Here is a 19,710-nt window from a genome sequence, read left to right on the forward strand (position 1 = left end):
TCTAAACTCCTAAGCAAAGCGTCCCTGCCCTAAGATTTTAGCCCAGAGGGGGATCGCCTAAGCAGTCTTTTCACTTGACCCACCCCTACCAACCAGCGTTGTAATCACAGGAACTGCCAAAGCGGCGACAGGGGGAATGATGCGGCCAATGGGTTGTGGCAGATTTAAGCTGACGCTCAAAGCAGAAACCACCGTTGCTGCAATGCCACTGATCCAAAGCACGGTGTCACGCCGCCACCGTTGTCGCTTCAGGCGGTGATTTTCCTGGGCAGCAAGGGTGAGTTCAGTGGAAACAACGGTTGAGGATTGGTTGCGCAGCACCTCTAAATCGTGCTGCAGACCGTGCAATTCATTTTGCGCCTGGGCAAGTTCCTCTTGCAGGCGATCGCGCTCCCTTTCCACTTGGGTGAGTTGCCGCGTTATCTCCGCCAGTTGTTGGGCAAGGCCGGCGTCTGGGGGATTACCGAGAAGGGCGGTATCCTCCAAAGAAGCGGGGGGTGAAGCAGCCAATACCGCCTGAAGTTGCTGTTCGAGAGCTGTTTTTTCTGTTTGCAGCGAGGCAAGTTGATCTTGAAGTTCTTGAATTTGTGAGACTTGGGATTGCAGGGTTGCCAATTGACTTTGCAGTTCCTGAATCTGGGAGGCTTGCAGTTGCAGTGTCACCAGTTGCTGCTGAAGTTCGTCTTGCTGAATGAGCGCCTGTGCCAGTTCCTGTTCAAGATTTTGCCGCAGGCCGCTCAAGGTGGCATTTTCTTCTTGGAGGCGGGCAAGGTCTTGGCTCAGTTGATCTCGCTGCTGTTGAACGTTTTCCAGTTCTGCGGTGAGCTGCCTAATTTGCTCCTGTAGGGCTTGGTTTTGGGCGATCGCCCGCTGTTCTGCGGTCAGGGTGAGCGACTCCAATTCAGCCGTCAGAGAGTTGAGATCAATATCCTGTGCAGGAGGCTCGTCCAACTCACCCAAATCAGTAATGATGTTTTCTAGGAGATCGTCGGGTTGGTTGCTAGGAGGTTCTGGACTGGCCATGATCCTAATACCTGCGCGCGTGCTAAGAATTGCTCCAATTATAGCGATCGCCGTCCCTATCCTCTAGGCTAGAAGGCGTTCTGCAGTTCTCGAACGAAACTCCATGCTCAAACGCGAACTAGGACTGTGGGGCGCCATTTTAACGGGTCTAGGTTCCATGATTGGTACGGGGCTGTTTGTCAGTTTAGGCATCGCCACCGACCTTGCTGGTTCTTGGGTGTTGATAGCCTTGATCCTTGCCGCGGCGATCGCGCTGTGTAATGGCCTCAGTAGTGCCCAATTGGCGGCCTCCCATCCTGTGAGTGGGGGCACCTACGAGTATGGGTATCGCTATCTTTCTCCCCCTTTCGGCTTTACAGCGGGGTGGATGTTTTTACTGGCCAAATCGGCTTCTGCAGCCACTGCTGCCCTTGGCTGTATGGCTTATCTCTTCCAATGGCTCGGCCTAGAGGACAATAGCGGGCGCTGGCAAATCATGGCTGCTCTGGGGCTACTGGCGGTCTTGATTCTGTGTGGTGCTTTTGGGCATCCGGCGATCGGCGCAAGTGAATCTGGGGATTCTCCTAGTCACGTTCACCAGTTTGTTGCTCTTTGTTGGCATTGGCCACGTCCAACAACGGGGAGGGCTACTTTGGTCGGCAGCATCGCAACCACTCTCGCTCAAGAATCTTCTCCAAGCAACGGCACTGCTTTTTGTCGCCTATGCTGGCTATGCCCGTATTGCTGTGCTGGCGGAGGAGGTCAAGACTCCTCGGCGAACCATTCCACGAGCCATTGCCCTAGCCATTGGTATTGTTGTCCTGCTCTACTTCAGTGTTGCCTTGATTGTTCTGGGGAGTCATGGCTCTGGGAAGTTGACCACGGCTGCCTCTTTAGAGATTGTCGCCAGTGAATTGGGTGTCTCTTGGCTGCCGCCTCTGATTACGCTGGGGGCGATCGCGGCCATGGTCGGGATTCTGCTCAATCTGTTGCTCGGCCTCTCCCGTGTGGTGTTGGCAATGGCGCGGCGGCGAGATTTACCGGCAATTTTGGCTCAGATTCCAGCCCAAGGAAAACAACCTGTTGCTGCCGTTCTTGCGGTGAGTGGGGGGATTGCCCTCTTGATCCTGATTGGCAATGTAAAAACTACGTGGTCTTTTAGTGCCTTTAGCGTGCTGATTTACTACGCCATTACCAACCTTGCCACACTGCAACTGAAGGAGCCACAATTTCCCCGCTGGCTTGCGGTTGCAGGTTTAATCGGTTGTCTAGGGCTGGCTTTTTGGGTCGAAGTCCAAGTGTGGCTGTCGGGGTGTGGTCTCATTCTTCTTGGACTTGCTTGGCACTACTGGGTGCGGAGGGCAAAGGCCGTTTGAAAGTCTTGCCGGGTCATCGGTTGCGTCACCTCTAGCCCCTCACCCCCTAGGACGCGCAGGGGTTCACCCCCAATGGAAATCCAAACTGGCGCATTGGGATCATTCACTGTTGCTGTGTACAGTACCTGTCCTAGACGTGCTTGCATCGAAGCACTTCCCCCCCCTTTGGTAAAGTCTGGAGAGAGATCCACATGGATGCCATCGGCTTTGACTTCTACACGATTGACACGGGTATTTTCCGGAATGCTGGTGGTGACATCTTGATTGGCAGGACCCGCCAAAAGTCGCTCCAGACGAGATTGAATAAAGAGTTCTGGCCGCGTTGCCGGGGTATTGATCCGTACCGTAGAGGGCACTAAAACGAGGCTATCCCCTTCATTCTTGACCCAAAAGATTTGAGTTTCCTGCTGCTGGGCAACTTCCGCCGGATTAGGAACCGGATCTCCCTGCCGGGGGGGACTCAAGGTTAGCCATGCTGCTGTACCAGCCGAGGCAAGGCCAATAACCGCCAGCACAATCAAGGCGGGGCGGGAGCGGGTGACTTTTGCTACCATCACGATCTCTCCTTGGCGGGATGCACCTGCCTCTACCTTAGACGCTATGATTCAAGGGTAAAGTTCCAGTGCCTGTGGCCTTAGGGGCAGTTGCCCGCTGCTTAAACTAGAGGATAGTTCTCCCCTTAGATCAAGTTTAAGTCATGGTGCAAACGACCCCCCGTGCAGAAGAACTAGCCACTGCCCTCCTTGATGCGGTTAGGATTGCTCCCCAAGATTGGCATCGCCTCAAGGGAAATCGCCGTGCCCGCGCCCTCGAACAGGCGGCTGCTGCTCTGGTCTATCTCCTCAAGGAAAATGATGCTGAGGCACTGGCGCATCTCCAACAGGCAGTGGGTTGGCTCGATCGCTCCATTAGTGCGCCGCCTTGCCCTACGCACCACCATTAGCGGTGCCAGCGTCGCCACCGAGAAACCACCAGATCGCTTGTGACATGAAGCAGTGCCGATAGCTCTAGGCCAAGGGCGATCGCAACTCCCCAGCGCCAGTCAATTCCCTGCCAACGATGTAGCCATTCCTGCACAAGGGAAAGGTGGCCTGTGAATGCGGCGACTCCGGCCACCAGACCCAATCCTAACCCCAACCAAAAGCTGAGATAGAGCAACCGAATCAGCGTGCCCACCACTGGGCCATGGGTCCAAAAGGAGCGATGGTGAAAGGCTTTTTGGTAGGGTAGCCATATTGCCCGCAGCCAGCCCCAACGGTAGTAGGGTAAAGAGGGGGTATCGAGGTCTGGACTGAGGAGAAAGCCGCCAATACCAAAGCTACTGCTGGCAATTGCCCCCCAGATCCAGTCACGGGTGAGGGCACTGGCGGTGAAGCCCACAAGGGGCATGCCGATCCAAGTCAGGCGATCGTGGGTACGGCCACTGGGCATTGAGGATTCCGCAGATATTTCCTAGGGCAAAGCTACGGCAAAACGGGCTAGATCATGCAATCGGCGAACTTATTGAGTGCGGTGGGCGTCTAAGTGAGCTTGAAGCAACTCGGCTGAAATTTGAATCTGATGAAGGGCGATCGCGCAAAACTAAATCGCAGGGTGTGCCAGTTCACATACCTGTCCCCGATCAAGTATGCTGAGCACGTTTGAGCGAGCGGCTTGGCTAGCCAACTTGGCAGGGTATTGTGCATCGCTGGTGGAGGAAGCGTGAATGGATCAACCGTGGCGTTCTTGGCAATTTCGAGCTGTAGTGAGTTTGCTATGGGCACCTGCCGCTGCACTGGTCATGGCTCAGCCTGCTTCAGCCAGCCGTCTACAATTGTGGCGACTTAACCCTGCCACCAATCAACTGGAAATTCGCACGGAGCGTGCTGTTCAGCCCCGTGCTGAGTTGGTCTATAACCCGACCCGCCTTGTCATTGACTTGCCGGGTGTCGTTCTCGGTAGCCCCCAGATCAGTCAAAACTACAGTGGTGCCATTCGCCAAGTGCGGGTTGCTCAGTTTGACCCCCAAACGACGCGGATTGTGGTGGAATATGCGGACGGTTTTACAATTGACCCGCAGCAGGTGCGCTTTCGGGGAGTCACGGCTAATAACTGGTTGGTGCAACTGCCCACCCCCCAGCAGCAAACAGTTTCGCTACCGCCGCCACCCCCACCGTCTCCTCCTTCTGCTCCTCCCGTAACGCCCACAGGGCCGCTGCAAGTGCGAAGTTGGCGGGCAGATGCCACAGGTTTTCTAGTGCTAGCCGATCGCCCCTTACCCGAAGGCAGTTACACCCTGCGCCGCCCCCGTCGGGATCGCATTGAAATTCTCCTCAGCAATAGTGAATTGATTCGCAACTTTAGTCCGCGGCGCTTGGAACTGCGCCGCTTTGGTCGGGATCGCGTCCGGGCAGAGGTACGGACTCAGAGCAATCGCCAAGTCCAAATTACCCTCGACATTGACCCTCAAGATGCCGATTGGCAAGTGATGCCCCGTCATGATGGCTTTGTGATTGTGCCTTCAACCACGGCCATTACACCCCCACCTCCGCCACCGTCCCAACGCCCTAGTGTGATTCCTGCGGCCAGTGCTCAAACTCCTGTCACAACGATTCAGCGCGTTGACTTGGGGGGACGAGAGTTGCTGATTCAAGGCGATCGCACCGTTTTCTATAACGTGGGCTGGGAAGGCAATCGCTATCGCATTCGCCTACGGCAAGCACAGTTGGACAGTAATCTGCGCGAACCCCGCCTAGTTACCGGTAGTCCCTTAAGCAACATTGAATTTCGTCAAGAGGATAACCAAACCGTCTCGATTCTGCTCACCCCAGCGCCCAACTTTCGCATCCTTGGCCCTCGTCCCCTGTCAGCTGAAGCGTTTGTGGTGCAAATTCAGGGAGCAAATGACCCTCCGAGCAGTACGCCCACCCCAATTGATATTCCCCCCACAGCAACCCCTCAGCCCCCCAATCAGCCCGTCCCCCGCGGCCGGTTTGTGGTGGTCATTGATCCCGGACATGGCGGACGCGATCCCGGTGCCATTGGTATTGGCGGCATTCGTGAAAAGGATATTGTTCTCGATATCAGCCTGCAAGTTTCCCAATTTTTGCAGCAGCAGGGGGTACAGGTGATTCTGACCCGCACCACAGACATTGACTTAGACTTGGCTCCTCGGGTCGCCATTGCGGAACGGGCACGGGCAAATGCCTTTGTGAGTATTCACGCCAATGCTATTAGTCTGGCTCGCCCCGATGTCAATGGTTTAGAAACCTACTTTGCCCCCGGACGCTCAAATCGTTTGGCATCTGCCATTCACAATAGTATTCTCAATTCCTTGAACATTCGCGATCGCGGGGTGAGGGCGGCACGATTCTATGTGATTCGCAATACGTCAATGGATTCTGCCCTTGTCGAGACAGGGTTTGTCACGGGCGCAGAGGATGCCGCAAACTTCAAGAATCCTGCGTGGCGGACGCAGATGGCACGGGCGATCGCCCAAGGCATTTTGAACTTTTTGCATGGAAGATGATGGAGCTGACGGGAGTCGAACCCGTGTCCGCCCTAGCTATTCATCGACTGCTCCTTCACAGGTTTAGCCTTTCTGACCCTCAGGCGGGAACTGTTCCTTATCCCGAACAGTAGGATGCTCTGGTAGAGTCTTTGCTAAACAGCCCACCAGAGAGAACTGCCTAGCGCATCCGTTGGGGTTAACCCGCTGCCCTTAACGGAGTCGGACAACGAGTGCTCGAACCTGTTTAGAGGTCTTAGGCTACCGCAGCAGCTTTACGAGCGAAAGGAACGATGTTGTTCGCAGTTACTTTTGGTTTGGACTCTGGATTAACGAGAGATAGCCCACTCTCGACCTGCATCACAGCCCAACTTTCACTAGGACGTCGAAGCCGTTTCAGCCCCTTGAATAGAGCTACTCCTAAGCTAGCGCATTTTTTTGGAGTTGACAACGGCTAATTATTCAAGCGATCGCCGGCTAATGGTTCGCGGTTTAGGACGGGGTGCCGGTGCTGCACTGGCAAGTACACGCTCTAGCTGTTGATTCTTGTCAAAGTAGGTTTGCCATAGCGCTGGGGCATCCAATGTCTCACCCCCATGAGTTGTTAAGCGTTGCCGCACCCGACAGAGGACAGGCGTATTCACACAGGCACCCGCAATAATCACTTGCCCCTTACTCAGGGCAGGCAGTTCTTTGAGCAAATCTCGGCCAGCGGCCTCCACCCCATGCTTGAGGCTCTCTTGATCGACAGGGTTGACAATCCGCAGCATAAACTGGCTCATACACTGGGAGAGCACATCGCTATCCAGTTTGCCAGGACGCTGAGTAATCAGTCCTACCCCAAGGCCAAATTTACGACCCTCACTGAGAATCGTGCGCAGTACCTGCTTACATTGGGAAGGTTCATGGGCAGGGGCAAAGCGGTGCGCCTCCTCAATTAAGATGAACACCGGGTAGGGGAGGTACTGCTCATCCCCCTCAAAGACGCGGTCTTTTTGGGTATTCATGCGGGCATGGTTGGTTTGGCGCAAAATTGCCGTGGCAATCACCTGCTGCTCCTCAAGGGGAATCTCATTCATTTGCAGGATGGTGACTTGGCCGGGGGCAAACAACTCGCAGGGGGGCAAATGCTTGTAGGCATGGAAATAGTCAGAGCGCTGCATTTTTTCTAGCTTCCAAGCCAAGGCATCAGCCGAGGAGCCCTGCTTGACATTGCCCTCTTCATCCTCAACGCGATCCACAGCATAGACCGCTGCAATCAAGTCTTCGGTACTCCAACGGCCATCTTTGAAACGACCGCGTACTTCGTCATAGGCTTTTTTGAGAATGGCCTGCTGGCGATCGCTCATCGGGGGGAGCAGCGTCAGAATATCGTGAAACTCTAGGGAAGAAACACGAATTTTGACCTCTTGGGGCGTAATAATTTTCACCTGAGGTTGATAGCCATCCGCCCCTTGAAAAGCGGGGTGTCCCCTCAGCTGCGCCAGCGTGTGGTATTCACCATGGGGGTCGAGGATCAGCACTGCGGCGCGATTTTTCGGTAAAAGCAATTCCTCCACCAAAACCCCTGCGGTATAGGATTTCCCGGAACCTGTCCCGGCAAGGATGGCCACATGCGTACTCACCAGTTCCTTGACATCGAGGGCAATGGGCACAGCACCCTCCTGCCGCAACAACAGTGAACCGATATGGGCAGCCCCCACCTCCTCTGGCTTTTTCTTGTTGAGAACCCGCCGCAGCAGTTCATCTTCCGCTAAATAGACCTTGGCACCCGGCAGGGGAAGCCGCCGCAAATTATTAAAGCCAAAGACCTCATGAAATTCCCCCATCACTTCTACGGTCATTTCGTAGAGTTCCGCCGGTTCACAGGTAAAACCAATCAGGGCAGCCACCGCACCGGGATTCAGTTCGTGATCAGCAAACATCCGATCCGGTAGATGCTCAATCAGACGGCAGCCAGTAATCTTGCCCAAGACTTGGTGAACCGCAGCAGCATGGGAGTTTGAGGCCACACTTGGGGAATGGCTCAACTCATAATAGACAAATTCACCAATGCGCACTGGCTGGGCATCGGCAGTAATAAAAACATACTCGCTACCGCTATCACCGGGGCCTTTGACAATGCCGACAATGTGGCGAGAAGAAGGGTGGCTACTGTTCATCGCACAGGACGGGTAACCCAAAGAAAGTAAAGAGAGCTAATGTCGTTAACCTCAATCCTACGCGATTTTCCAATTGAGAGCCTGACGGCGCCTACTCTTCTAGAACGGGCGGCGGCTCACTGGGGGCAGGAATTAAAAAGGCAACAATGGCACCCAAGGCAAAACCAGCCACATTGCGCAAGACCGGTAGCCATTCTTGGGTGCGCACCACCACTGGCCCTAAACCAAAGGCAAAGAAAAGCATGCCCCACAGCGGTGAAAAAAGAAGAATCCACGTCCAAGCCACTTTTTGATCCGCACGGCGGGGACGCGCCACAAAGCCCAAAATGATGCCGCCAAAGATGGAGGTGGCAAGGGTGAGCAGCCATTGCTCTTGAGGTAATCCTGGGACAGCGCGGCAGCCCCCTTGGGCAAGGCAGGTTTCAATGGCTTGGAGAGATTGCAGGATGGCCTGATCTTCGCCGTTGTCTCGGACAAAGTATTGATTGCCAAAGCGGGTTTGCAATTCAACCCAAAAGGTGCGCTGGAGGACGCGGTAGGCGGTGTCGCCAACATTGAAGTTCAAAAGATTGCCACCGCGGGTATCGGCCACCAGCAGAATACTGCGATCGTCTAAGTCCCAAAAATCCCGCACTGCGAGGCCGGGGGTGCGATCGTACTGGGTGAGAACCCGCAATTTCCAGCCGGTCTGGGCTTCAAACTCTGCCAGTTCGCTGTCAAGCCGTTCCTTTTGAACGGGTGTCAGAATCTGCGCTAAGTCAACGACATTGGTTGGCTCCGCGGGCAACAACTCTGGATTGTTGAAGCTGTGGGCAGGGGCGATCGCCCCCAACCAGCAGAGGCTAACCAGCACCATCCCTAAACCAACTTGGTAAAACAAGCGCCGCAATTGCTGAAGCATCGTAATAAAAATTTACAAATAGGGCATCTTTTTTAATTATCTTAAGGGTATGCTGCGAAACATTGCAATCAGCGCTGCCGTCTTCTCAGACAATATGCAGCTTTTGTTAAACTCGCCCTATCCTGAGAATCCCATTACTATACTGCAAGTCTAAATACCTAAACCTTATATCGCTGTTTCATCAGCCACGCCTCACCTACGATGTCCTACTCTTCTCAGCTACTGCACTATCTCGAACAGGAACTGGCACTGCCACCAGAGAGCATTGCTATGGCGGTGCGGCAATGGCAACAGCAACGGGGATCGTTGCCGATTATTCTTTGGCAGTATGGATTGATTACCTTAGAGCAGTTGGATCGGATTTTTGAGTGGCTGGATCAAACGCGGGGCGATCGCCTGCCTAAGGCTCCGTAAGTGGCAAACTAAGTTTTTGACAACAATCCTCGGTGCCGTAGTAGAGGTTCAGTAATGGGTTCACGGCCGCGGAAGGCTTTGAAGATCTCCATCGGGGGTTGGCTGCCGCCAAGGGCAAGCACGGTTTCGCGATAGCGTCGTCCCATTTCAGCAATGGCTTGCTCGTTGTCTAGGCCTGCTTCCTCAAAGGCGGCAAAGGCATCGGCACTGAGAACTTCTGCCCACAGATAGCTGTAGTAACCCGCAGCATACCCCCCAGCAAAAATGTGGCTAAAGCTACAGAGAAAGGCATCTTCTGGCAGGGGGGGCAAGATTGTTGTTGTCTGCGCTAGGCGATCACGCACTTGTTGGGGGGTTTCTCCTTGCCCCGGTTGATAGCGATGGTGCAGTTCTAAATCTAACAAACTAAAGTGCAACTGCCGCAATAGAGCACTGCCTGCGCGATAGGTGCGGGCGGCAACCAGTTTTTCATAGTAGTGTTCTGGCAGCGGTTCCCCCGTTTCATAGTGGCGTGCCATGCCAAAGAGTGTCGGCCGATGGTAGCACCAATTTTCCATAAATTGACTGGGAAGTTCGACGGCATCCCACTCCACATTGTTGATGCCCGCTGCCCCCGCTTCATCCACCTGCGTCAGCATGTGGTGCAAACCATGCCCAAACTCATGGAAGAGGGTTTCCACTTCGCTAAAGGTCATCAGGCTGGGCTTACCATCCACTGGGGGGGTTTGATTGCACACCAAGTAGGCCACGGGTAAGCGGGTGTGCCATTCCCCCTGAATGCGATATTTGGCACGGCCAAGGCAATCGTCCATCCATGCCCCACCGCGTTTTTCGGCAGGACGGCTGTAGGGGTCAAGATAAAAGTGGGCGATCGTCAGATGATTTTCATCGAGGATGGCAAAAAAGCGCACATCAGGATGCCAAACGGGTACTTGACCATCCGCAGGCACCACCGTCACCCCAAACAGTCGCTTCACTAGCCCAAATAAGCCCTCCAGCACTTGGGGCAAAGGAAAATAGGGACGCAGTTCCTCATCATTGAAGTCAAAGAGCGCCTCCCGCTGCCGTTCAGCCCAATAGGGAATATCCCAGTGCTGCAAATCGTTCGCTTCGGGTGCCCCTTGGGCAGCAGCAAAGGCTTTCAGTTCTTCCAGTTCTTGCGCCGCCGCACGATAGCTGACTTGCCGCAGTTCCTCGAGGAGCTTTTCCACACTGGCCACACTATCGGCCATTTTGCTGGCAAGGCTGAGTTCAGCATAGGTGTTGAATCCCAAAAGCTGTGCCTCTTCGACCCGCAGGGCAAGGATGCGCTCAAGAATGGGACGGTTATCCCACTCCCCACTGCTGGCACGGGAAATGTAGGCGCGATAGACCTGCTCCCGCAAATCCCGCCGTTGGCTGTGCTGCATAAAGGGGCCAAAGCTGGGGAAGTCGAGGGTAATGTGCCATGGCCCTGTTTCGGGGGTGGCGGTCTCAATGCCATCTTGGCGAGCGGTTTGGGCAGCCAGTGCCAGCAAGCTGGGGGGAAGTCCAGCCACTTCATCGGGTTGGGTGAGCTTGAGGCGAAAGGCCTTGGTGGCATCCAAAAGATTGTTGGAAAACTGGGTAGATAGCTCCGCCAATTCCAGTTGAATGGTGTTGAAGCGCTCTTTGGCGGCTCCTGTCAAACTGACGCCACTGTGTTCGGCGTTGCGAATGGCGGCCTCAACAATGCGTTTGCGCGCAGGGGGATAGCTCTGAAAGTCTGGACTGGCAGCCAGTGCCTTAAAGCCTTCATAGAGGGGGCGCGATTGACCCAAACGGGTGTAAAACTCCACTACTTGGGGTTGAACGGCTTCGTAGGCTTGACGCAATTCGGGACTATTTTTGACGCCGGTGAGATGACTGACAATGCCCCATGTCCAACCGAGGCGATCGCTCAAACGTTCGAGGGGTTCCACTAGCCCTTCCCACGTGGGCGTGAAGGATTGCTCGAGGGTCTCTAATTCTTGGGTGAGTTCCTGCAAGAGTTGGCGCACGGCTGGCTCAACATGGCTCACCTCAATCTGATCAAAGGGGGGAAAACCATCGCCCCGCAAGAGGGGATTATCGGTGTGAGGGGAAGTCGCAATAACCATCGGTATCCTACTAACTGCGATTCGATTGCTGACGCGCTTGGGCGATCGCCTGCTTTAACTGTGCTAAGGCCAATTCTAACCGCGCTTCGGGGGCAACAGGAATCAACCCCTGAGCCGTCATCTCATGGATCTCAAAATGCAGGTGCGGACCAGTGGAGTTGCCCGTACTACCCACGAGGCCAATGACATCCCCCTGCTTCACCCATTGACCGGGATTGACAAAGCGCTGTGAGAGGTGGGCATAGAGGGTTTGGTGCTGCTCTGGCGGGTGTTGCAAAATGACGGTGAGGCCATAGCCCCCTAGCCAGTTGGACTCAACCACGCGACCATCAAAAACCGCCAACACGGGTGTGCCTTCAGGGGCGCCCAAATCCGTTCCCGAATGGAAGCGGCGATCGCCAAAAATGGGATGGATGCGCCAGCCAAAAGTTGAGGTAATGGGCACCGGAAACGGCAAGGGAAAGAGCATTTGGCCATTGTTGACCTTTAGCCAACGCAAGGGATTCGGTCCCGGAAAGGGCTGGCGTACATAGGTCGGCGCAGCCGCTTGGGCAGATGGCACAAAATTTCTTGGGTTTGCAGCCACCAAGGGGCGATGAGAAGCTGGAGCAGAAGGTGATGTAGTCGTGGGGGTCACTAGGGGTTGTGGAGCACCTTGGGCTTGGCAAATGTTGGGGGGAACGCCCTCGCTAACGATCGCTTGACAGCCTGTGGAGCGCTCTTGGATCACCACGGGGATGGAGCGGGCGGGCTTAAGGTTTTCGAGGGGTTCACTGCCAGGGGGCGGATCTACAGGTTCTGTGGAAAAAACAAGAGGCTCACTGTCCACCGGTTGAACAGGATTGACAAGGATCGGTGCAGCCGCTTCTGGTTCAGCAGGAATCGTTTCAGCAACACTCTGGCGAGTCCCCAAGGCGGTTGTCAAGAGACCTATTGTCAGCCCAAGGGCAATAACCCGCTGCTCCATCATGATTCATCCCATCACACGCATTCCTTCAAATTCTAGGCGCAACCTTGGGGAATGACAATCTGCTTGGCCGCAAGGGGCTAGCGATTGCGAATTTTCATATAGGTCTGAATCACTTTGAGCACCATCGGACCTGCCACAGACCCACCCCCACCACCAGAGTTTTCGGCAAAGGCAACGACCACAATTTCCGGTTTGTCTGCAGGGGCATAGGCACCAAACCAAGTGTGGTTAGGGCGAGGTGGGTCTTCCCCGGTACCACTTTTGCCGGCGATCGCCACCTCAGGAACATTTAGGGCAGCCCCTGTACCACTGGTCACCACCTGCCGTAGGCCTTGACGCAGCACTTGAATGGTAGAGGGCTTTAGGTTCAAGGATTGCCGCCAGCGATGGGGATTGTCGGAAGCAATTAGGTGCGGCCGCACTTTATAGCCCCCATTGGCAGGCACTGCAAACATGACCGCGGCTTGAAGCGGACTCACCTGCAAAGCCCCTTGACCAATGGCGGTAATCAAGGAATCGCCGTCATACCACCCCTCGCCAAAGGTTTCTTGCTTCCACTGGGGGGTTGGCACAAATCCGGGAGCTTCACCGGGTAAGTCAATGCCGGTTTTAGACCCCATTCCAAAGCGATGCGCCCAATGAATCAGGGTTTCAGGTCCAATGCGGCGCGCCACTTGACCAAAAAAGGTGTTACTACTCCATGCCATGGCACCGGCAAAGCCCAGAGGGCCAAAGCCCGCCCGGTTCCAATCGTGGAAGGCAAAGCCCCCTGTGTAGAGGGCAGGATAGGTCATCAGTACGGTATCGGGGCTAAACTTCCCTGACTCCAAGCCGGCCACCGTTGTCACGATTTTGAAGGTACTCGCGGGAGGAAACCCCTGAAGGGCACGGTTGACAAAGGGAAACTGCCGCCGTTGCAGCTCCTCCCACTGGGCTTGGGTCATGCGGCGGGCAAACCAATTGGGATCAAAGGCAGGGTAACTGGCCAGAGCCAGAATCGCTCCATCACGGGGATCCATGGCCACGATCGCCCCCGGCCGACTCCCTAGGGCTGCTTCCGCCGCTTTTTGCAAGTCCAAATCCACTGACAGCGTGATGTCATTTCCCGGTCGGGCTACCTTTTGACCCAAAATGCGGATCACTTTGCCTTGACCATCCACCTCCACCTGCTGACCACCCCATGTCCCCCGCAGTACGTTTTCGTAGGTGGCTTCGACACCCATTTTGCCCATGACATCGCCAAGGCGGTAGCCCTGATCTCGACGAGCCGCTAGTTCCTCCTCATTCAGTTCGCCGATGTAGCCAATGATGTGAGCCGCCGTTTCGCCATGGGGGTAAAAGCGCAGGGCTTCGCGGTCAATTTCCACCCCTGTCAAGAAATTGCGGTGTTCTTCAAGGGCAATGATTTGGGCTTGGCTAATCCCTTGGGCAATGCGAATCAACGAAGGAGAATTCACCCCTGCTTGCTTGACTCGCGCTTCGATCTCACTGGCAGGGATATTGAGCACCCGCGAGAGAATGTTCACCGTCTGCGGCCATTCGGGCTTTTTCGCCGCAAGGGGCCAGAGAAATACCGAGTAGGAGAACTTATTTCCCGCGAGGATCCGCCCTTTGCGATCCAAAATCTTCCCCCGCTCCGGCGGTTTGGGAATCAGGCGAATACGGTTTTCATCGGCCATCTGGCGGTTGCGATCGCCCTCGACAATTTGCAGGTAGGCCAAGCGACTCCCAATGCCCCCCAGCAAAAATACGGTCATGATCGAGAGCAATACCAAGACCCGCCCCTGTTTGCCAACCACACGATCGTAGGCTTGGTAGGTGAGGGGACGAGGGGGGCGCGTTTTTAGCATTGCCATAAGTTGCGAGGAGTTGATGAGTGATCTATGCTAATTGCCACTGTATTGCCACTCTATCAGATGCGCTAAGACCAGAGGCCAAGAATTCCGATACCCTAGAAGAAGTCTCTGTACTGCCGCTTCATGAAGCGATCGCGCTCCCGTCCCCAAGTCCAAGCCCCCAGTCAAAATCTGGACTCGTTCCTCGATGTCCTCACCAATACCGTGGGGGTGATGATCTTTGTCTGCCTCTTTGCTAGCTTGACGGCAGCGGTGTCTCCTGCTCTTGTGCGCACGCCCATTGCCCGCGAAACCCGCAAGCAGGTGTATTTCTTTGAGTGTCGTGAAAATCGCGCCCTGCCCCTTGAGGAGGATCAAGCCAGTGAGGCCATCGATCGCCACCTGCGGCGCATTACAGAAAATCCCTTTGCAGATCCCCGCCAAATTCAGCAACAACTAGAGTCCTTTCACCACCGTACCCGCTACTACGATGTGCGCCTGAGTCTGGTGCACAGCCAAGGGCAACCAATTTTGCAAACCCTTTTTGAACCCCGCGATCGCACCGCTGGGGAATCCTTTAGCACGCTGGAAAAACCCGCGTCCAACTTTCGGCGTACCATTGATCGCCTCTCCCCCAGCCGCTATTCCCTTGTCTTTTTTGTGCGTCCCGATAGCTTTGATTGTTTCCGGGCAGCTCGTGCGGTGGCTTGGCGCAGTGGCTTTGATGTCGGTTGGGAACCGATGGCGGAGGGTCGCGCCATTATCTTTGTCAGTGGCGGGGGTCGCCGTGTCACTGTGCAGTAGTCCCAAGGAGGCTAAATGCTTGCCAAACGAATTTTGCCCTGTTTGGATGTGAAGGCGGGTCGCGTCGTCAAGGGCGTGAACTTTGTCAACCTGCGCGATGCCGGCGATCCGGTCGAACTCGCCCAAGCCTACAATGCAGCGGGTGCGGATGAACTGGTGTTTCTCGATATTACGGCCACCCATGAAGAGCGGAACATTATTATTGATGTCGTCTATCGCACCGCAGATCAGGTGTTCATTCCCCTGACGGTGGGGGGTGGGATTCAGTCTCTGACCATGATCAAAGACCTGTTGCGCGCCGGAGCAGATAAAGTCAGCCTGAATTCAGCGGCAGTGCGGCAACCCGATCTCGTGAATCAGGCCAGCGATCGCTTTGGTGCCCAATGTATTGTTGTCGCCATTGATGCGCGGCGCGAACCCCATTGGGATCCTAAAAACCCCCGTTGGCAAGTCTATGTGCGCGGCGGACGGGAAGCTACGGGGCTAGATGCGATTGAATGGGCGGTGGAAATGGCTAAACGGGGTGCGGGCGAACTGCTGGTGACCAGTATGGATGCCGATGGGACACAGGCGGGCTACGACCTCGAATTGACGCGGGCGATCGCTGAGCGGGTGGAGATTCCTGTGATTGCCTCTGGGGGGGCGGGTACCTGTGAGCATATTCGCGCGGCTCTTGTGGAAGGGAAAGCAGAGGCGGCACTGTTGGCTTCGCTCCTACACTATGGCCAACTGACGATCGCCCAGATCAAGGACTATCTCCATCAGCACCAAGTGCCCGTGCGCCAAGAAGAACCCCTCCCTTGCCGATAAGCGAAGAGAGGGGCAGAGCATCAACCTAGAGGATCAAGCTAAAATGGCCAAGTCCAGTGGCTAAACTCCGGCTTGTCCACACCGTACTCGTAGGCGTAGTTGCGGGCTTCAATTTGCATGTTGCGGAATTTTTCCTTGGCATGGGCACCCGCCACTTGAAGACCGGGGAGGCGATCAATGGCATCAATGGCAAGACTAAAGCGATCAATCTCATTATTGATGGCCAACTCAAGGGGGGTGTTGATGTTGCCCTTTTCTTTGTAGCCGCGCACGTGCAAATTACGGTGATTGTGACGGCGGTACGTGAGACGGTGGATCAACCACGGATAACCATGGAAGTTAAAGATAATCGGGCGATCGAGGGTAAAGAGACTATCAAAGTCGCGATCGCTCAGGCCGTGGGGGTGTTCGGTTTCCGGTTGCAGCTTAAAGAGATCCACCACATTGATATAGCGAATCTTCAGCTCTGGAAACTCCTGCCGCAGGAGGGCGATCGCCGCCAACGCCTCTTGGGTGGGAATGTCCCCGGCACTGGCCATCACCAGATCGGGTTCACAGCCTTGATCATTGCTGGCCCAATCCCAAATGCCTAGCCCCTTCGTGCAGTGAATAATCGCCTGATCCATCGTCAGGTACTGCAAGTGCAACTGCTTGTCGGAGACAATCACATTCACATAGTTTTTGCTCCGCAGGCAGTGATCCGCCACCGACAGCAGTGAGTTGACATCAGGCGGTAAGTAAATGCGCGTAACCTTTGCACTCTTGTTGCAGACAATATCCAAAAATCCCGGATCCTGGTGGGTGAAGCCATTGTGATCCTGCCGCCACACCGTGGACGTAATCAGCAAGTTCAACGAGGCCACATCCGCCCGCCACGAGAGTTCATTGCAGATGCTCAACCATTTGGCATGTTGGTTAAACATCGAGTCAATGACATGGACAAAGGACTCGTAGGTGGAGAAGAAGCCATGGCGACCCGTCAGCAGATAGCCCTCCAGCATCCCCTCCATGGTGTGCTCGCTGAGCATTTCAATGACGCGACCATTAGGGGACAATTCACCGCCATCGGCGTCCTCCTCAAAGTATTCCGCAATCCAGAATTTCTTGCTGACCTCGTAAATGGCATTGAGCTTATTCGAGGTATTTTCATCGGGACCAAAGACACGGAAATTGGTCATGTTATTGCGCATCACATCCCGCAGGAAGACTCCAAGGGGACGGGTATTTTCCACCTCAATTTGGGCGGGTTTCTCAAACGTAATGCCGTACTGCCGAAAGTCGGGCATTTTCAAATCCTTGCGCAATAGCCCACCATTGGCGTGGGGATTCATGCCCATACGGTAGTTGCCGGTTGGCGCCAAGGCTTTGAGTTCAGGACGAAATGTGCCATTCTCATCAAAGAGTTCTTCGGGACGGTAGCTGCGCAGCCAATTTTCAAGGAGCTTAAGGTTTTCAGGGTTAGTGTGGACATCGGCCATGGGCACTTGGTGTGCTCGCCAGAAGCCTTCCACTTTGTGGCCATTCACTTCCGCGGGGCCTGTCCACCCTTTGGGGGTACGCAGCACAATCATCGGCCAACGGGGTAAGGTGGTAACGCCCTCTTGCCGAGCCGCCCGTTGAATCTCCTTAATTTTAGTCACGCAGTAATCGAGGGTGGCGGCCATTGCTTGGTGCATTGAGGGGCGATCGGAACCTTCCACAAAGCAGGGTTCATACCCTAAACCGCGGAAGAAGTTTTCCAAATCTTGATGGGGAATGCGTGCCAGAATCGTCGGATTGTTAATCTTGTAGCCATTCAAGTTGAGAATCGGCAAGACTGCCCCATCGCGCGCCGGGTTGAGGAATTTATTGATGTGCCATGAGGTGGCCAAAGGCCCCGTTTCTGCTTCCCCATCGCCAACCACTGCCGCCACAATTAAATCAGGATTGTCAAAGGCAGCACCACAGGCATGGGAGAGGACATAGCCCAATTCTCCCCCTTCGTGTATCGAGCCGGGCGTTTCTGGGGTGCAGTGGCTGCCAATGCCACCGGGGAAGGAGAACTGCTTGAAAAATTTTTTGAGGCCGTGGGCATCCTCACTAATGTTGTGGTAAATCTCGGTGTAACTGCCTTCAAGGTAAACAGGTGCCAAAACCCCCGGTGCCCCATGACCGGGACCCGCTAGGAAAATCACCTCCTGTTGGTACTTTTTAATAATGCGATTGAGGTGAAGGTAGCAAAAGGACAGACCCGGACTCGATCCCCAGTGACCAAGGAGGCGTTTTTTGATGTGTTCAGGCTTGAGGGGTTCCTTGAGTAGGGGGTTATCGAGCAAATAGATCATGCCCACGGCCAGATAGTTACAGGCACGGAAGAAGGCATCCATGGCCTCAACTTCACTATCACTCAAGGGCTGTCCTTGAATCGTGGCGCGAGCAGAACCAAAAGCATGAATATCAGCGGTGAGTTCGGTGGGACGGGGAGGAGAGCTAACCATACAGTATCCTCGTCAAGTCAGCATGAGTATCAAGAAAATCAACCGAGATCATATAGATCAAAGTGCTAACGGCGTTGATCAAGAATCCACGAATTGCCTACTTACTAATCGGGACACATCCTAAACTATCGTCTTTAGCCTACAGCCCCATCCTAGGATGCTGAAACGGCTAGGCTCGCAAATGCGCTAGATTTTTTAACGTTGATTCAATTCAGTAAACTTCCCAATGCCTGAGCAATTTATGCGGCAACTTCTGGGGGCAGGGGGAGGCGAAAGAGCTGACAGGCGTTGAGGGTGGTTTGCTGTTCTAATTCCAAGAGGTCACATTGTCGCAGACGGGCGACGGCTTCAGCCACAAAGCGCACATAGCTGGGTTCATTGCGTTTTTCGCCGCGTTTGGGCACAGGGGCAAGGAAGGGGCAATCCGTTTCCACCAGTAGGCGATCGCTGGGAACCATTTGTGCCGAGGCATGGATTTGTTTGGCGTTCTTAAACGTGACGGTGCCGCTAAAGCTGATAAAAAGACCCAGATCGAGAAACCACTCCGTTTCTTCGGGGGTACCGCCCCAGCAGTGCATCACTCCTTGCACCGGCCCGCGATCGCGCACAAACTGTTGAAGTAGATCCCGCGCGGCAGCGGCTGCCTCCCGACAGTGGATAATCACTGGCAGATTCAAGCTGTGGGCAACCTCCAACTGTGCCCAAAAGGCCGCTTCCTGTTCTTCGCGATTCGTGGCTTTGTAAAAATCTAAACCTGTTTCGCCAATGGCCACCACCTTGGGTTCACTGGCGGCAAGGCGGGCAATTTTTTCCTTGAGATCCGGCTGCCACTGCTCTGTATCTAGGGGATGGAGACCCACTGCCATAAAGAGTTCGGGAAACTGCGCGGCAAGGCTCTGAATGGTGGGAAATTCACTGGGTTCAACGCAGGAGTGAACCAGCCGCACCACTCCCGCCGATCGCCAGCGTTCAGCCACTGAGTCCAGATCGGATGCGTACTCTGGAAAGTTGAGATGGACGTGGGTATCCACCAACATGGGGATTAGGCAGCCGGTTGCAGCGTTTTGTTGAGGATACGGGTCAGCCGCGCTTTACGACGGGCACCGGTGTTGCGATGGAGCACACCGCGCTTAACCGCTTTGTCAATTTTGCTAAAGGCCAAGTTGAGTCGCTGCTGGACTTCCGCCAGTTTTTCCGGAGTGGGATCGGCAGCATACTGACTAATAGCCGTCAAGTAGTTTTTAATCAGCGTCCGCACTGCCGAGCGATAGGCTTTGTTGCGAAGACGGTTGCGCTCAGCAATTTGGGCACGTTTAGCGGCAGATTTGATGTTAGCCACAGGTCACCTGATGATC

16 protein-coding genes, 1 other RNA gene and 1 pseudogene are annotated in these 19,710 nt (G+C 54.8%); 6 read left to right on the forward strand and 12 right to left on the reverse strand.

Annotated features, from left to right (window positions below; all coding sequences use genetic code 11):
• Nucleotides 1-57: 57 nt before the first annotated feature.
• Nucleotides 58-1,023, reverse strand: a complete 966-nt coding sequence (locus tag RHH27_RS03495; protein WP_302678855.1) for a hypothetical protein — start codon at nucleotides 1,021-1,023, stop codon at nucleotides 58-60.
• Between the two features lie 157 nt (nucleotides 1,024-1,180).
• Here RHH27_RS03495 and RHH27_RS03500 point away from each other — a divergent pair.
• Nucleotides 1,181-2,378 (forward strand): annotated as a pseudogene (locus RHH27_RS03500) (APC family permease).
• Here RHH27_RS03500 and RHH27_RS03505 read toward each other — a convergent pair.
• A complete protein-coding gene (locus tag RHH27_RS03505) occupies nucleotides 2,348-2,932 on the reverse strand; it encodes a GerMN domain-containing protein (RefSeq protein ID WP_206201085.1) in 585 nt (194 codons plus the stop codon). The pseudogene RHH27_RS03500 and the gene RHH27_RS03505 sit on opposite strands and share 31 nt — an antisense overlap.
• A gap of 143 nt (nucleotides 2,933-3,075) precedes the next feature.
• On the opposite strand from RHH27_RS03505, the gene RHH27_RS03510 reads away from it, so the two are divergent.
• Nucleotides 3,076-3,321 carry a DUF6439 family protein gene (locus tag RHH27_RS03510; RefSeq protein WP_149820848.1) on the forward strand — a complete coding sequence of 82 codons (246 nt, stop codon included), beginning with the start codon at nucleotides 3,076-3,078 and terminating at the stop codon, nucleotides 3,319-3,321.
• Here RHH27_RS03510 and RHH27_RS03515 read toward each other — a convergent pair.
• On the reverse strand, nucleotides 3,318-3,809 hold the full coding sequence (locus RHH27_RS03515) for a metal-binding protein (RefSeq protein WP_206201086.1): 492 nt from the start codon (nucleotides 3,807-3,809) through the stop codon (nucleotides 3,318-3,320). The two genes, RHH27_RS03510 and RHH27_RS03515, sit on opposite strands and share 4 nt — an antisense overlap.
• A 274-nt stretch (nucleotides 3,810-4,083) precedes the next feature.
• Between RHH27_RS03515 and RHH27_RS03520 the strand changes: the two genes are divergently transcribed.
• Entirely contained in the window at nucleotides 4,084-5,886 is a 1,803-nt protein-coding gene (locus tag RHH27_RS03520; RefSeq protein WP_302678856.1) for an N-acetylmuramoyl-L-alanine amidase, read from the forward strand.
• Here RHH27_RS03520 and ssrA read toward each other — a convergent pair.
• The 3 genes from ssrA to RHH27_RS03535 form a co-directional block, all read right to left on the reverse strand.
• Nucleotides 5,884-6,269: a transfer-messenger RNA gene (ssrA, locus tag RHH27_RS03525) on the reverse strand. The genes RHH27_RS03520 and ssrA overlap by 3 nt on opposite strands.
• Before the next feature lie 54 nt (nucleotides 6,270-6,323).
• Nucleotides 6,324-8,027 carry a helicase HerA domain-containing protein gene (locus tag RHH27_RS03530; RefSeq protein WP_302678857.1) on the reverse strand — a complete coding sequence of 568 codons (1,704 nt, stop codon included), beginning with the start codon at nucleotides 8,025-8,027 and terminating at the stop codon, nucleotides 6,324-6,326.
• Between the two features lie 91 nt (nucleotides 8,028-8,118).
• Entirely contained in the window at nucleotides 8,119-8,928 is an 810-nt protein-coding gene (locus RHH27_RS03535) for a TPM domain-containing protein (RefSeq protein WP_302678858.1), read from the reverse strand.
• A gap of 201 nt (nucleotides 8,929-9,129) precedes the next feature.
• Here RHH27_RS03535 and RHH27_RS03540 point away from each other — a divergent pair, with 201 nt between their 5' ends.
• Nucleotides 9,130-9,342 (forward strand): DUF2949 domain-containing protein, encoded by a 213-nt coding sequence (locus RHH27_RS03540; protein WP_302678859.1) that lies wholly within the window; start codon nucleotides 9,130-9,132, stop codon nucleotides 9,340-9,342.
• 8 nt (nucleotides 9,343-9,350) lie between these two features.
• On the opposite strand, the gene RHH27_RS03545 is transcribed toward RHH27_RS03540, so the two are convergent.
• The 3 genes from RHH27_RS03545 to mrdA all read right to left on the reverse strand — a co-directional run bounded on the left by RHH27_RS03545 (nucleotide 9,351) and on the right by mrdA (nucleotide 14,285).
• A complete protein-coding gene (locus RHH27_RS03545) occupies nucleotides 9,351-11,459 on the reverse strand; it encodes a M3 family metallopeptidase (RefSeq protein WP_302678860.1) in 2,109 nt (702 codons plus the stop codon).
• Between the two features lie 10 nt (nucleotides 11,460-11,469).
• Nucleotides 11,470-12,429 carry a M23 family metallopeptidase gene (locus tag RHH27_RS03550; RefSeq protein ID WP_302678861.1) on the reverse strand — a complete coding sequence of 320 codons (960 nt, stop codon included), beginning with the start codon at nucleotides 12,427-12,429 and terminating at the stop codon, nucleotides 11,470-11,472.
• A gap of 77 nt (nucleotides 12,430-12,506) precedes the next feature.
• The gene (gene mrdA / locus RHH27_RS03555) at nucleotides 12,507-14,285 is read right to left on the reverse strand and encodes a penicillin-binding protein 2 (protein ID WP_302678862.1); all 1,779 of its coding nucleotides are present in this window, start codon (nucleotides 14,283-14,285) and stop codon (nucleotides 12,507-12,509) included.
• 123 nt (nucleotides 14,286-14,408) lie between these two features.
• Between mrdA and RHH27_RS03560 the strand changes: the two genes are divergently transcribed.
• Together RHH27_RS03560 and hisF are read left to right on the forward strand one after the other, a co-directional pair.
• Nucleotides 14,409-15,068 (forward strand): hypothetical protein, encoded by a 660-nt coding sequence (locus RHH27_RS03560; RefSeq protein ID WP_302678863.1) that lies wholly within the window; start codon nucleotides 14,409-14,411, stop codon nucleotides 15,066-15,068.
• A gap of 15 nt (nucleotides 15,069-15,083) precedes the next feature.
• On the forward strand, nucleotides 15,084-15,878 hold the full coding sequence (hisF, locus tag RHH27_RS03565) for an imidazole glycerol phosphate synthase subunit HisF (protein WP_149820833.1): 795 nt from the start codon (nucleotides 15,084-15,086) through the stop codon (nucleotides 15,876-15,878).
• A 38-nt stretch (nucleotides 15,879-15,916) separates the two neighbouring features.
• Here the strand turns inward: hisF and RHH27_RS03570 are convergent, their stop codons facing one another.
• The 3 genes from RHH27_RS03570 to rpsT form a co-directional block, all read right to left on the reverse strand.
• Nucleotides 15,917-18,355: a phosphoketolase gene (locus RHH27_RS03570; protein WP_302678864.1), complete on the reverse strand. Its 2,439-nt coding sequence runs from the start codon at nucleotides 18,353-18,355 to the stop codon at nucleotides 15,917-15,919.
• Between the two features lie 239 nt (nucleotides 18,356-18,594).
• On the reverse strand, nucleotides 18,595-19,392 hold the full coding sequence (locus RHH27_RS03575) for a TatD family hydrolase (protein ID WP_302678865.1): 798 nt from the start codon (nucleotides 19,390-19,392) through the stop codon (nucleotides 18,595-18,597).
• Between the two features lie 5 nt (nucleotides 19,393-19,397).
• Nucleotides 19,398-19,694 (reverse strand): 30S ribosomal protein S20, encoded by a 297-nt coding sequence (rpsT, locus tag RHH27_RS03580; RefSeq protein ID WP_149820827.1) that lies wholly within the window; start codon nucleotides 19,692-19,694, stop codon nucleotides 19,398-19,400.
• Between the last annotated feature and the right edge of the window lie 16 nt (nucleotides 19,695-19,710).

Origin of the sequence: Thermosynechococcus sp. PP555 (assembly GCF_031583225.1) — a bacterium.
GTDB lineage: Bacteria > Cyanobacteriota > Cyanobacteriia > Thermosynechococcales > Thermosynechococcaceae > Thermosynechococcus.

Coding starts and splice junctions, on each gene's coding strand:
- RHH27_RS03495 (WP_302678855.1), bottom strand. CDS start 1,023: ATGGCCAGTCCAGAACCTCCTAGCAACCAACCCGACGATCTCCTAGAA.
- RHH27_RS03505 (WP_206201085.1), bottom strand. CDS start 2,932: ATGGTAGCAAAAGTCACCCGCTCCCGCCCCGCCTTGATTGTGCTGGCG.
- RHH27_RS03510 (WP_149820848.1), top strand. CDS start 3,076: ATGGTGCAAACGACCCCCCGTGCAGAAGAACTAGCCACTGCCCTCCTT.
- RHH27_RS03515 (WP_206201086.1), bottom strand. CDS start 3,809: ATGCCCAGTGGCCGTACCCACGATCGCCTGACTTGGATCGGCATGCCC.
- RHH27_RS03520 (WP_302678856.1), top strand. CDS start 4,084: ATGGATCAACCGTGGCGTTCTTGGCAATTTCGAGCTGTAGTGAGTTTG.
- RHH27_RS03530 (WP_302678857.1), bottom strand. CDS start 8,027: ATGAACAGTAGCCACCCTTCTTCTCGCCACATTGTCGGCATTGTCAAA.
- RHH27_RS03535 (WP_302678858.1), bottom strand. CDS start 8,928: ATGCTTCAGCAATTGCGGCGCTTGTTTTACCAAGTTGGTTTAGGGATG.
- RHH27_RS03540 (WP_302678859.1), top strand. CDS start 9,130: ATGTCCTACTCTTCTCAGCTACTGCACTATCTCGAACAGGAACTGGCA.
- RHH27_RS03545 (WP_302678860.1), bottom strand. CDS start 11,459: ATGGTTATTGCGACTTCCCCTCACACCGATAATCCCCTCTTGCGGGGC.
- RHH27_RS03550 (WP_302678861.1), bottom strand. CDS start 12,429: ATGATGGAGCAGCGGGTTATTGCCCTTGGGCTGACAATAGGTCTCTTG.
- mrdA (WP_302678862.1), bottom strand. CDS start 14,285: ATGGCAATGCTAAAAACGCGCCCCCCTCGTCCCCTCACCTACCAAGCC.
- RHH27_RS03560 (WP_302678863.1), top strand. CDS start 14,409: ATGAAGCGATCGCGCTCCCGTCCCCAAGTCCAAGCCCCCAGTCAAAAT.
- hisF (WP_149820833.1), top strand. CDS start 15,084: ATGCTTGCCAAACGAATTTTGCCCTGTTTGGATGTGAAGGCGGGTCGC.
- RHH27_RS03570 (WP_302678864.1), bottom strand. CDS start 18,355: ATGGTTAGCTCTCCTCCCCGTCCCACCGAACTCACCGCTGATATTCAT.
- RHH27_RS03575 (WP_302678865.1), bottom strand. CDS start 19,392: ATGTTGGTGGATACCCACGTCCATCTCAACTTTCCAGAGTACGCATCC.